Origin of the sequence: Paenibacillus sp. FSL L8-0708, from assembly GCF_038009325.1 — a bacterium.
Taxonomy (GTDB): domain Bacteria; phylum Bacillota; class Bacilli; order Paenibacillales; family Paenibacillaceae; genus Paenibacillus_AQ; species Paenibacillus_AQ odorifer.
This window is the reverse complement of record NZ_JBBPBC010000001.1, coordinates 793,956-806,858: the sequence shown is the minus strand read 5'-3', so window position 1 is coordinate 806,858 and position 12,903 is coordinate 793,956. Positions and strand designations below refer to the sequence as shown.

Below are 12,903 nucleotides of genomic sequence, written 5' to 3'. Positions count from 1 at the left end.
TTCGGTTCTTCACCAGAAGTGAGAATGAATTTCTAAGCGTATTTCAGGCTTGATGCCTGAAAACTGAATCCGAAACGAATTTGCATCCTAAGTATAGGATAAGCCCTCGACCGATTAGTATTGGTCAGCTCCATGCATTGCTGCACTTCCACCTCCAACCTATCTACCTCGTCGTCTTCAAGGGGTCTTACTAATTGGGAAATCTCATCTTGAGGGGGGCTTCACGCTTAGATGCTTTCAGCGCTTATCCCGTCCGTACGTAGCTACCCAGCCATGCTCCTGGCGGAACAACTGGTGCACCAGCGGTACGTCCATCCCGGTCCTCTCGTACTAAGGACAGCTCCTCTCAAATTTCCTGCGCCCACGACAGATAGGGACCGAACTGTCTCACGACGTTCTGAACCCAGCTCGCGTACCGCTTTAATGGGCGAACAGCCCAACCCTTGGGACCTACTTCAGCCCCAGGATGCGATGAGCCGACATCGAGGTGCCAAACCTCCCCGTCGATGTGGACTCTTGGGGGAGATAAGCCTGTTATCCCCAGGGTAGCTTTTATCCGTTGAGCGATGGCCCTTCCATGCGGTACCACCGGATCACTAAGTCCGACTTTCGTCCCTGCTCGACTTGTAGGTCTCGCAGTCAAGCTCCCTTATGCCTTTGCACTCTGCGAATGATTTCCAACCATTCTGAGGGAACCTTGGAACGCCTCCGTTACTCTTTAGGAGGCGACCGCCCCAGTCAAACTGCCCGCCTGACACGGTCCCCGTACCCGGTAAGGGCACTAGGTTAGAACCTAGATACGATCAGGGTGGTATCCCAACGGCGCCTCCACCGAAGCTTGCGCTCCGATTTCTACGGCTCCCACCTATCCTGTACAGATCGTACCCAAATTCAATATCAAGCTGCAGTAAAGCTCCATGGGGTCTTTCCGTCTTGTCGCGGGTAACCTGCATCTTCACAGGTATTAAAATTTCACCGGATCTCTCGTTGAGACAGCGCCCAAGTCGTTACGCCATTCGTGCGGGTCAGAATTTACCTGACAAGGAATTTCGCTACCTTAGGACCGTTATAGTTACGGCCGCCGTTTACTGGGGCTTCGGTTCATAGCTTCGGGTTACCCCTAACCACTCCCCTTAACCTTCCAGCACCGGGCAGGCGTCAGCCCGTATACTTCGCCTTGCGGCTTCGCACAGACCTGTGTTTTTGCTAAACAGTCGCTTGGGCCTTTTCACTGCGGCCCCCTCGTGCTATTCACACTACCGGGGCACCCCTTCTCCCGAAGTTACGGGGTCATTTTGCCGAGTTCCTTAACGAGAGTTCTTCCGCGCGCCTTAGAATTCTCTTCTCGCCTACCTGTGTCGGTTTGCGGTACGGGCACCTTCTCCTGGCTAGAGGCTTTTCTTGGCAGTGTGAGATCATGACCTTCGCTACTATAATTTTCGCTCCCCATCACAGCCCAGCCTTATCGATGTGCGGATTTGCCTACACATCAGCCTCACTGCTTAGACGGACATCCATCAGTCCGCGTCACTACCCTCCTGCGTCACCCCATCGCTCATAGCGGATTACGGTGGTACAGTAATTTCAAACTGTTGTCCTTCGACTACGCCTTTCGGCCTCGCCTTAGGTCCCGACTTACCCTGAGCGGACGAGCCTTCCTCAGGAAACCTTGGGCTTTCGGCGGATCAGATTCTCACTGATCTTTTCGTTACTCATACCGGCATTCTCACTTGTGTAGTGTCCAGCGCTCTTTTCAGTACACCTTCAACCCCTACACAACGCTCCCCTACCCCAGATACATACGTATCTAGCCATAGCTTCGGTGGTGTGTTTAGCCCCGTTACATTTTCGGCGCAGAGTCACTCGACCAGTGAGCTATTACGCACTCTTTCAATGGTGGCTGCTTCTAAGCCAACATCCTGGTTGTCTGTGCAACTCCACATCCTTTCCCACTTAACACACACTTGGGGACCTTAGCTGATGGTCTGGGCTGTTTCCCTTTTGACAATGGATCTTAGCACTCACTGTCTGACTCCCGGCAATAAGTATATGGCATTCGGAGTTTGACTGAGCTTGGTAATCCTTGCGGACCCCGCACCCAATCAGTGCTCTACCTCCACTACTCTTATACCGAGGCTAGCCCTAAAGCTATTTCGGGGAGAACCAGCTATCTCCGAGTTCGATTGGAATTTCTCCGCTACCCCCACCTCATCCCCGCACTTTTCAACGTACGTGGGTTCGGGCCTCCAGTGCGTGTTACCGCACCTTCACCCTGGACAGGGGTAGATCACACGGTTTCGGGTCTACGTCCACATACTAATTCGCCCTATTCAGACTCGCTTTCGCTGCGGCTCCACCTTCTCGGCTTAACCTTGCATGTTAAACGTAACTCGCCGGTTCATTCTACAAAAGGCACGCCATCACCCATTAATAGGGCTCTGACTTTTTGTAAGCACACGGTTTCAGGTTCTATTTCACTCCCCTTCCGGGGTGCTTTTCACCTTTCCCTCACGGTACTGTTTCACTATCGGTCGCCAGGTAGTATTTAGCCTTAGCAGATGGTCCTGCTGGATTCATACGGGGTTTCACGTGCCCCGCACTACTCGGGATCCGTCTCGGAGAGAATACAGTTTAGGTTACAGGGCTTTTACCTCTATCGCGGGCCTTTCCAGACCTCTTCGCCTACCATATTCCTTTGTAACTCCATGTGAGACGTCCCACAACCCCTAAGAGCAAGCTCTTAGGTTTAGGCTGTTCCGCGTTCGCTCGCCGCTACTGACGGAATCACTATTGTTTTCTCTTCCTCAGGGTACTTAGATGTTTCAGTTCCCCTGGTCTGCCTCTACATTTCCTATGTATTCAGAAATGAGTAACTGCGAATTACCACAGCTGGGTTTCCCCATTCGGACACCCCCGGATCAAAGCTTGCTTACAGCTCCCCGAGGCAGTTTCGTTGTTCGCCACGTCCTTCGTCGGCTCCTGGCGCCTAGGCATCCTCCGTGTGCTCTTATTAGCTTAACCTTGATTCTTCCGAAGAAAAATCTCACTAATAACATTTACTTGTTTGCACAAGTTGCTAAAAGATGTTCTAAAACGCAAATTCGTTTCGGTATCCAGTTTTCAAGGATCAAGTCTTACTTGAGAGCTTAAACTCTCAAAACTGAGCAACGAGTGAGTAACAGGCCTAAACCTGAGTTTTGGAAGCTTAGCTTCCGATTTGAATGTCCTCATTGCAGAGAACGATTCTCCATAGAAAGGAGGTGATCCAGCCGCACCTTCCGATACGGCTACCTTGTTACGACTTCACCCCAATCATCTACCCCACCTTCGGCGGCTGGCTCCCTTGCGGGTTACCCCACCGACTTCGGGTGTTGTAAACTCTCGTGGTGTGACGGGCGGTGTGTACAAGACCCGGGAACGTATTCACCGCGGCATGCTGATCCGCGATTACTAGCAATTCCGACTTCATGCAGGCGAGTTGCAGCCTGCAATCCGAACTGAGACCGGCTTTGATGGGATTGGCTCCACCTCGCGGCTTCGCTTCCCGTTGTACCGGCCATTGTAGTACGTGTGTAGCCCAGGTCATAAGGGGCATGATGATTTGACGTCATCCCCACCTTCCTCCGGTTTGTCACCGGCAGTCACTCTAGAGTGCCCAACATTACTTGCTGGCAACTAAAGTTAAGGGTTGCGCTCGTTGCGGGACTTAACCCAACATCTCACGACACGAGCTGACGACAACCATGCACCACCTGTCTCCTCTGTCCCGAAGGCCGCTGCTATCTCTAGCAGATTCAGAGGGATGTCAAGACCTGGTAAGGTTCTTCGCGTTGCTTCGAATTAAACCACATACTCCACTGCTTGTGCGGGTCCCCGTCAATTCCTTTGAGTTTCAGTCTTGCGACCGTACTCCCCAGGCGGAGTGCTTACTGTGTTAACTTCGGCACCAAGGGTATCGAAACCCCTAACACCTAGCACTCATCGTTTACGGCGTGGACTACCAGGGTATCTAATCCTGTTTGCTCCCCACGCTTTCGCGCCTCAGCGTCAGTTACAGCCCAGAAAGTCGCCTTCGCCACTGGTGTTCCTCCACATATCTACGCATTTCACCGCTACACGTGGAATTCCACTTTCCTCTTCTGTACTCAAGCCACCCAGTTTCCAGTGCGACCTCAGGTTGAGCCCAAGGTTTAAACACCAGACTTAAATAGCCGCCTGCGCGCGCTTTACGCCCAATAATTCCGGACAACGCTTGCCCCCTACGTATTACCGCGGCTGCTGGCACGTAGTTAGCCGGGGCTTTCTTCTCAGGTACCGTCACTCCGGTAGCAGTTACTCTACCGGACGTTCTTCCCTGGCAACAGAGCTTTACGATCCGAAAACCTTCATCACTCACGCGGCGTTGCTCCGTCAGGCTTTCGCCCATTGCGGAAGATTCCCTACTGCTGCCTCCCGTAGGAGTCTGGGCCGTGTCTCAGTCCCAGTGTGGCCGTTCACCCTCTCAGGTCGGCTACGCATCGTCGCCTTGGTGGGCCGTTACCCCACCAACTAGCTAATGCGCCGCAGGCCCATCCCTCAGTGACAGATTGCTCCGTCTTTCATTCTTCTCTCAGGAGAAAAAAGAAATTATCCGGTATTAGCTACCGTTTCCGGTAGTTATCCCAGTCTGAAGGGCAGGTTGCCTACGTGTTACTCACCCGTCCGCCGCTAAGTCATTTTGAAAGCAAGCTTTCAAAATGACTCCGCTCGACTTGCATGTATTAGGCACGCCGCCAGCGTTCGTCCTGAGCCAGGATCAAACTCTCCAATTAGTATTGAAAAGAGCGATATGCTCATTTTGAAACATCTGACGAGAAAATTAATTCTCTAATTTTGGATTTCACTTACGTGATTTCCTACTCACTCGTTGTTCAGTTTTCAAAGATCAAGTTCTCGTTGGCGCCGTTTAATGTCTCAGCAGCAACTCTTATAATATATCATGTTGTTTTCAGAAATGCAAGCTTTATTTTTTGAAGCTTTTTATCAGCCTCGTCTGTATCGCCTGTACGCTGTCTAACAACGCTTACCTATAATACCCCAACTATTAATAGAAAAGCAACCCCTAATATAAAAATAAACAACTAGCTTAATAATTAAGCTAGTTGTTTATTTAATAGAGTTATGTTTCTAGCGACGAACTTAATAGTATTTTGCCGCAGTATATTTGCTTGAGGCTTTAATTAAATCGGTTTTCTTATCACTCTTTGCAAGTCCTGCATCCACTGTAGTATCAATGGTAACCCACTTCCCATTAAGCAACACTTCGTTCCATGCATGATATTGCGTAACGTAGCTTGTATTCCCCATTACCAACTTAGCAGGAACATCTACACTCCGCAGCATTGCGGCAAAAAGAGAAGCGTAATCATAGCAAATCCCTTTTTTAGTAGTCAATGTCTTATCGATGCTTGGAATATAATCAGTAGTTACACTATTAGCAAGAGAGTAATCATATTGTACATTCGCAACTACATAGTTATAGATCGCTTTAACTTTCTCTTCGTCTGTTGTTTTGCCTTGTACTAATTGTTTAGCTTTGACAATCGCTTTATCAGAAGAACTCCATTTCACATTCTGTACGGAGCCCAAATATACGGAATTCGAGTCACTCATGGTTACGTCTACTACTTCGGAATATAATGCTTTGTATTTATTGCCGGTTGTGTTCTCCAGAACAGAAACCTTATAAGTCCCATTTCCTTGTTGCAAAGGGAAGTCCTCAGCTTGTCCAGAAGCATACAAGTTATATGTATAGCTGCTGTTATCTTTGGTGATCATGAGTTTGATTCTTTTATCTTTCGGAATATCATAGTTAATACCAATAACACCTTGAGCCACTTTGGATGTAATCAACCAGCTGGCATCTGCACTTGCAGCTTGAGCTGTACTTACCGGAACTGAAGTCGTTAGGACGAACAACGCCACCAGCATAAAATAAACCTTTTTCACGGATAAAACTCCTTTCGGTAGCTGGCTGCCATCCTTTCGGGAAGGCCCTTTAGCTTTGCGTCCCTACCTTTCGATAGGTTTGCCGTTATCGTATAAGCTCTATCTGTTCTAGCTTTACTAGATATAATTGATAGAATCCATTTGAAACAAACAAAAAAAGCCTCTTCATTCGGTAGCTGGCTGCCATCCTTTCGGGAAAAGGCCCTTTAGCTTTGCGTCCCTACCTTTCGGAAGGTTTGCCGTTATCGTGTTTAGCTTTCATAGTATAATACTATCATATTTATAGTTGTGAACAAGACCTAATTTACTAGATTACCCATTATTTTATAAATATCTCCCGGTATTTGTGTTTTCTTGTCATTCACTATTCTCCTTTTGTTAATTTGGCATGAACAATCAGCCGATGCGTTGGATTCACTAGCGGATCACATGTAATCAGAGTAAGAATCTTATCCTTGTCATTCCCGTCAAGAACGGAGACATCACTCGGATCTACAACAGAAATATCATACACCTCATAGTTAAACACCTGATCACTAGTCTTTACCGTGATAACATCCCCCACAACAACCTCATTCAATCTGTTAAACAAACGACCCGTAGTTCGAGCCCGATGCGCCGCGATTGCAGCATTCCCGATCTCTCCAAGGGGTGCCGTTTCTTTCATATGGGCTGCAGCATGTTTCATATTAGCTTTTGTAGCCCCTTCTAATACAGGCAGCTTCAAATCAATCTTATCGATTTCAATTAATGCGATTACTTTGCCACCGACTGCAATCTCCGGTTCAGGCTTTTCTGTCTCTTGGGGTTGGGGCTGTGCCTGGGCATCCAGAACCGATTCCTCTGCTAACAGCTGAGTAACTTCAGCATACCTGCTCTTCAGATCTGGCTGGGGAGTACTATCGGCAGTGCTTAGTTCAGCCGTTTCTAATAACTTCTCCTGCTGCCTGTCGTTGTACCACTCGTTAGCTGTCGGATATAACATGATAAGTATCCCAGCCAGTATGAGTAGATAGGAGAATTTACGCAATGTTATTCACCTCCGTATATTGTTTCTATGGTTATATACAAATCAAGCAGAAACAGCTACTTGCCTTTAAGCATAGCAACTCCTTCTGCCTGAAATTAATGTTTAAAATACCCATTTACGACTTCCAAAGAAATTGATGATCACCGTGATAAAGGTAACCAGCACCTTGGAGATCAAGACTTGAATACCTAGTTTGTCTGTCAACAGATGCATTAACAACAGTGATATTCCGAGCACTACCAGATTCAGCACGATAAACTTGACCAGCTGTACGCGGTCGAAGCCTTCTTTATTCCCCCGGTTGCGATCACGAAAGGTAACTTTTTTATTCAAAATAAAGCTATTCGCCGTGCCTGCACTATAGGAGATCACCTGCGCCAATGCGTATACCATCCCTAGTGAATTCAACAATGTGAAAATCACAAAATCAATAAGCGTATTGAGCAAACCTACGGCATTAAATTTGAGGAACTGTATGAATGCAGCGCGCAAGTTCTTATCTGACATCATTGTGGTCCTTCCGGCGGTCCAGTTGTTCTTCGTTCTGGTAGCCTTTAGTCTCACTAACAATATATAGCGGTCTATCTTTAGACTCGTCATAAATCCGTCCGATATACTCCCCAATCACACCCAACAGCATCAGAACAATACCGTTAAAGAGCAGATTGACACCTACAATGGAAGCCCAGCCCGGAACCGTCCAGGAGGTGAAAAATATCCTTTGGAACAAGACGAAAAATAAATAGAGAAAGCTAGAGAATGAAAGGAAGAATCCAATATACGTAGCAATCTTAAGCGGCTTATGTGAAAAAGAGGTGATGCCATCTAACGCAAAACGAATCATTTTCTTCAGCGGATATTTGGTTTCTCCGGCAAAACGTTCTTCCCGTTCATATTCCACCATAGTCTGCTTGAAGCCAACCCAGCTCACCAAACCTCTGACATAGCGGTTCTTTTCTTTAAGTCCCCGCAGGACATCACATACCTTACGGTCAATAAGACGGAAATCGCCTGTATCCGTAGGAATATCTACACTTGTCATACTGCTGAGCAGGCGGTAAAAAAGCTTCGCGGTGACCTTTTTGAACATCGTTTCTCCGTGGCGCTTCAGGCGTTTCGCATATACAACGTCGTAGCCCTCTTTCCACTTCTCGATCATTTGCAGAATGACCTCCGGAGGATCCTGAAGATCAGCGTCAATAACAACAACCGCTTGACCTTCGGCATAGTCCATGCCAGCTGTAATCGCTACCTGATGTCCGAAATTACGCGAGAAGTCAATCAGCTTGACATGCTCGTCTCGTTCACAGATCTCCCGAATCATCTGGGCGGAACGATCACGACTGCCGTCATTGACGAAGACCAGCTCATAAGTATCGCCACACTCGTCCATTACTTTTTTCAAACGTTCATAAGTATGGCTAATTACTTGCTCCTCATTGAACATGGGTACAATCACACTATATCTGGCTTTCACCTTTATTCCTCCTACAAGCTTTTTGGAGCGTTACATCCATCTACACTTCATAATAACGCTGCATGCATAAACTTATTTTATAGATTTTTATTAAATCCTAGAAAACCCAAGTAGGGAACCAACGCAGCATATCTTTCACGTAATCTCCACTGACCTGCATCCCTGACAGTACCGGGTAGAAAGCAATAAAGAGCAGCAAAGCAACAGCTACATAGACATACTGTACGTAACGGGCCTCAGGGAATTTAGTATCCAACAACTTCATTATATATACAATACCAAGAATCATAAATGGCACCATAGCAAAATAATGGTAAATAAATGTTTCTCTTGGGACAAGCATCCACGGAACATATTGCGAGAAGAAGGCAATCCAAATCATGTAGAGATTCTTATCTTTACGTTTCAGCGTAATCCACAGTGTTGCCAGCATCGCAAAAATACCCGTCCACCAGATAAGAGGATTCCCCATAGTCACTATACTGCTGACCTGACCTTCCGGCAAACCTTCACCGCCACTAAAGAACCAGACCGGTCTCTTCATAAACGGCCATTGCCACCATGAGGAAGCAAAGGGATGTGTAGCTACAAGCTGACTGTGGTAGTTGTACATATTCTTTTGGGAATCAATCAAACCTTTTATAGTGAAGCCCTCTGCTGATGCAGATAACCCCGGCACAAAAGATAAGCTATAAATAATTACTGGAATAATTACAAAGAACCCGATACAACTAGCCAACGTAATAATAGTCTTTTTCCAAAAAGAATCTACTGCTTCACGACAGGTGCTCAGCAATTCCTTGTCTTTAATCTTCCCCTCTGCCAGCAGGCGTCCGGAGGCTTGGTATTCTCTGTAGCGTTCAAAAAGGGAGATAGCCAGCATAATGGCCAGCCCTGCTCCTCCATAGAGCACAATCCATTTCGAAGCTACGCCGATTCCGAAGAATAAGCCAGACCAGAATAACGGAATTAATGTTTTTCTTAAAGGCTGCTTGTAGAAATTCATTGTGTAATACCGCTGCATAAAATAGAACATCAACATAATGAAGAATACTCCGTATACGTCAATCGTGGAGATTCTTGTCTGTGTGAAATGCATGAAATCCAGTGCAAACAATCCTGCCGCGAGGGCGGCGTATTTGCTTTTCTTAAACAAACGAAGCGCCATTACATATATGAGAGGTAACATGGCAACTCCGAACAATGTTCCGATAATACGCCAGCCGAATGGATTGACCCCGAACAGCTCCATACCTATGGCAATTAACAGCTTACCAAGCGGTGGATGCGTATTCTCGTAAGGCACAATCCCGTGCGTATATTCATAAGCTGTTCGCGCATGATAGATCTCGTCAAAATAAGTGCTATTCATAAAGTTAGAATATTCCGGAATGAGCGCCTGCTCGTCAAAAAGATTGGCCGCTGCTCCTCTTTTAGGTACAGCGTTAGCATCCGGTGTCACACCGGCAATAGGAAGGGGGATTCTTTCTCCCCCCTGCTCATAAAAGGCCATTTCGTTCAAAGTGAACCCTGGAGAGGTAACTGTTAACTTCACATATCTCGCTGTAACGTTCAGGGGTTGGCTTTTCCAGATGAAGACATTCCCAACATCCTCACTGACATCCATCGGACTGCTCCAGACCTCAGGATTGTCGCTGAATTCCAGCTTGAACTTACCCGTGCCCACGCCACCAAAGATATTGACCCGTTCCAATGGTTTACTCTGCCCCAAATCTACATAGAAGCTTTCACCACTGGCAGCAGGCTCCCATAAGGTCTCTGGAGATTTAGTAGAGCCAAGATTATATAAAGCAAGCGCTGCGTAAACGGCCGTGATAGCTATTATGCATATCCAATCTATACGCTTAAACTTCATCGTTAAATCGCCCTCCCTTCTGATGCAGTTTAATTTGCCCGACAACTCTCAAATCTTCTTCATACTGTTCTTCCGGTGTAATTGGCGCTGGAAGAGGTTTTATTCCCTTGCGGACATACAAATCGTATCCGATATTCAGCATATAAAGCAGCAATGCTAGATTAGCTATAGCAGTCACTAATACGATTCCGTCTGCACCCGGGCTAACATCTGCATTCAGGTGGGATAAGGTGTACGCCACATTGATGTATTGCGTTAAGCTGAATCCGAGAAATAGCGATAAAAAGCGGCGGTCCCGACTTTCTATATAAGTAAACAAACAAAGAATAAGAGCAGGAAACATATAACGTTCATGCATTTTGGTGCCAAGCACAAAGACCACTACTATAAGCACCATCCCGATAAAATAGGATTTGGTCAGATCCAAGCGATCCTTTTTAAAGGAATAAAATGCCGCAACAGCTACAGCCACTAAAATAAATATGAAGCCCCATACACGGTATGGAATGCCAAGCCAGGTTAGATCAAGGGATGACCACATCGGATCAGTCAGTGCATACAGATTAAATGCATTCACTGAAGAATACGGATAGGAAGATAACGTACTCTTGTAAAGATCAATAATCCCTACCAGACCTCCGTTATTCCAGAAAAACGGTGCCGCAAGCAATCCGAAGATCCCTAATCCATACAAAGCTCCGAATCCAAGCTGCTTCCAAGCGCGGTGATGATAAAAAGCAAACAACAATACCGGCGTGAATATCAACGCTTGCGGTTTAATTAGCGTCGCTAAGGCAAACAAAATTGCGGAGCGAACAAACTTTTTGTTCGCAGCGCCATGGATACTGAGCAGCAGGAAGATCAAAAAGAATGAATCTGCTTGTCCCCAAGCCGCTGAATTAATAAGTACCGCTGGATTAAACAGAAACAACAACATTAAGCCGAAAGCTATTCCTGTGCCGAGTTTTTTGCGTGACATTTGATAAATGAAGTAGCCGAGCACCAAATCAGAAAGGATCGCAGGGAGCTTGAAGAGCAAATTCTCTCCACCTGAGCCCTGAGTGAATCCTAAAACGCCACGAATGGCGCTAAGCACGTACAATATGTACAAATAGCCAGGAGGATAATCGGCAAAATAACCTTCTTCATAAAATTTGCCTGGACCTAAATCCACCATACGCTGTCCCCAAGAAATAAAGGTATTCATATCATTCTGATATCCTTGCGCGGTAAGACCAATCCATACTCTCAGGATAAAAGCAATTCCGATGGCAATGCTCAGCCATTTGGAATAAATATTCTCAGGCTGCTTCATAAGCTTCTCACTACGGAATGCCTTAGTATAAAGCACTGCAAAAAACACGCTAAACAGCGCTGAGATCAGCAACATCTTAGTTGGAGATACTTTATGTGGAGTGTCTGCCTTTTTGTCGCCGGCATCTGGACTAACCGCTGAACTATCCAGCGAAATAACGTTAGCCCCTTCGGGAGCCGCGTCTAATTTTTCTACAGCAAAATCATCAAAATAAGCCTTACCTTGAATCAAGCTAGAGTAGCCGCCCAGACTTGCGCCTATGCCAAATGACTTCTGCACCGGTCCTGTCTGGCCGATATATTCAAGATACTGCCATTCACCTGCCGTATCAGTTACGCTGGGATACCCCCCGCCTACTCCAACGGCAAGAATGTTGGCGCCCATTCCCTCGCCTGCTGTACTTACTACTTTGATCCATCCAGAGATTTTATAATAACTATTCGGCGTAGCCTCAATCGTCTGCACCCATTTCGAATGATTGGGCTCGATATTCTCAATGACTGCCGCCTTGCTGCCGGAATGAACTTCCTCCGATTGGATTGAAAGTAGAGCTGAGTTGTCTCCTGAAATCCACATATCCTTAGTCCAGTTAGAAGGCGCATCATCTCCCCCCTCCTCAAAGCCAGGGTTCTGCAATAGATTCCCCTCTGCATAAATGCTTGTTACAGGAAGCACAAACAATAACAGCATCAATACAGTCATTACGGCCGCACGTGTACTCTTGATCATCGTCCCAACCTCACCTCGTCCTATATTCATCTTAGTCCAGCCAAAAGCATATCCCTTCTGAAAAACAGCTCCCGAATTAGTGTATTTCACCGTTGCTAAGAAATCATTTGGATTGATTTTCTCATAAAAGAGCATATAAATATAGGGTATGTTAACCTTATCTGGATCGCAGACCCTTCCATCCACAATATTCCATTCCATAGGATCGCCCTAAGCCTCAAGGCTCTTATATAGACTCTTATATAGAATAGAAGAATCGCAGTGGCTAAAGCAAATACCGGAGCAAAAAAACAGGCCATTCTATCAGCATAAAGCGAGAGAACTAACAAAATGGTAAGACCATAGGACCACCTAGGGGTTTGAAGTATTTTCAGTACAAAATAAACAGAGATCAGGATCAAGGAGGGAACAAATTGGACTCTAACGCCAAGGCTGCCTCGTCCTGAACATCACCTCTTCAACAATATAATCTAAATCATAGATGATGA

6 protein-coding genes, 2 rRNA genes and 2 riboswitches are annotated in these 12,903 nt (G+C 46.4%); all 8 genes read right to left on the bottom strand.

Going from position 1 to position 12,903, the window contains the following annotated elements:
- Positions 1 to 94: 94 nt before the first annotated feature.
- The 8 genes from NYE58_RS03705 to NYE58_RS03670 all read right to left on the bottom strand — a co-directional run bounded on the left by NYE58_RS03705 (position 95) and on the right by NYE58_RS03670 (position 12,616).
- Positions 95 to 3,021, bottom strand: a 23S ribosomal RNA gene (locus NYE58_RS03705).
- A gap of 232 nt (positions 3,022 to 3,253) precedes the next feature.
- A 16S ribosomal RNA gene (locus tag NYE58_RS03700) occupies positions 3,254 to 4,811 on the bottom strand.
- Together the 16S and 23S rRNA genes form the textbook arrangement of a ribosomal RNA operon.
- A 367-nt stretch (positions 4,812 to 5,178) precedes the next feature.
- Positions 5,179 to 5,988, bottom strand: coding sequence for a transglutaminase-like domain-containing protein (locus NYE58_RS03695; RefSeq protein ID WP_341001113.1), 810 nt, complete (start codon positions 5,986 to 5,988; stop codon positions 5,179 to 5,181).
- Between the two features lie 13 nt (positions 5,989 to 6,001).
- Positions 6,002 to 6,082, bottom strand: a riboswitch (cyclic di-GMP riboswitch).
- A gap of 74 nt (positions 6,083 to 6,156) precedes the next feature.
- Positions 6,157 to 6,239, bottom strand: a riboswitch (cyclic di-GMP riboswitch).
- 113 nt (positions 6,240 to 6,352) lie between these two features.
- Positions 6,353 to 7,018, bottom strand: a complete 666-nt coding sequence (locus NYE58_RS03690; RefSeq protein ID WP_254848855.1) for a class D sortase — start codon at positions 7,016 to 7,018, stop codon at positions 6,353 to 6,355.
- A 102-nt stretch (positions 7,019 to 7,120) separates the two neighbouring features.
- Complete coding sequence (locus NYE58_RS03685; RefSeq protein ID WP_081383522.1) at positions 7,121 to 7,525, bottom strand: GtrA family protein; 405 nt, start codon at positions 7,523 to 7,525, stop codon at positions 7,121 to 7,123.
- Positions 7,515 to 8,495 (bottom strand): glycosyltransferase family 2 protein, encoded by a 981-nt coding sequence (locus NYE58_RS03680; RefSeq protein ID WP_036679898.1) that lies wholly within the window; start codon positions 8,493 to 8,495, stop codon positions 7,515 to 7,517. Before NYE58_RS03680 ends, NYE58_RS03685 begins: the two co-directional genes overlap by 11 nt.
- 97 nt (positions 8,496 to 8,592) lie before the next feature.
- Positions 8,593 to 10,371 (bottom strand): phospholipid carrier-dependent glycosyltransferase, encoded by a 1,779-nt coding sequence (locus NYE58_RS03675; protein ID WP_341001110.1) that lies wholly within the window; start codon positions 10,369 to 10,371, stop codon positions 8,593 to 8,595.
- Positions 10,361 to 12,616, bottom strand: coding sequence for a glycosyltransferase 87 family protein (locus tag NYE58_RS03670; RefSeq protein WP_341001108.1), 2,256 nt, complete (start codon positions 12,614 to 12,616; stop codon positions 10,361 to 10,363). Before NYE58_RS03670 ends, NYE58_RS03675 begins: the two co-directional genes overlap by 11 nt.
- Positions 12,617 to 12,903 lie beyond the last annotated feature (287 nt).

What these genes read in the sequence shown, in the direction of transcription:
- NYE58_RS03675 (WP_341001110.1), bottom strand. Translation starts at nt 10,371, where the DNA reads ATGAAGTTTAAGCGTATAGATTGGATATGCATAATAGCTATCACGGCC.
- NYE58_RS03685 (WP_081383522.1), bottom strand. Translation starts at nt 7,525, where the DNA reads ATGTCAGATAAGAACTTGCGCGCTGCATTCATACAGTTCCTCAAATTT.
- NYE58_RS03670 (WP_341001108.1), bottom strand. Translation starts at nt 12,616, where the DNA reads ATGGAATGGAATATTGTGGATGGAAGGGTCTGCGATCCAGATAAGGTT.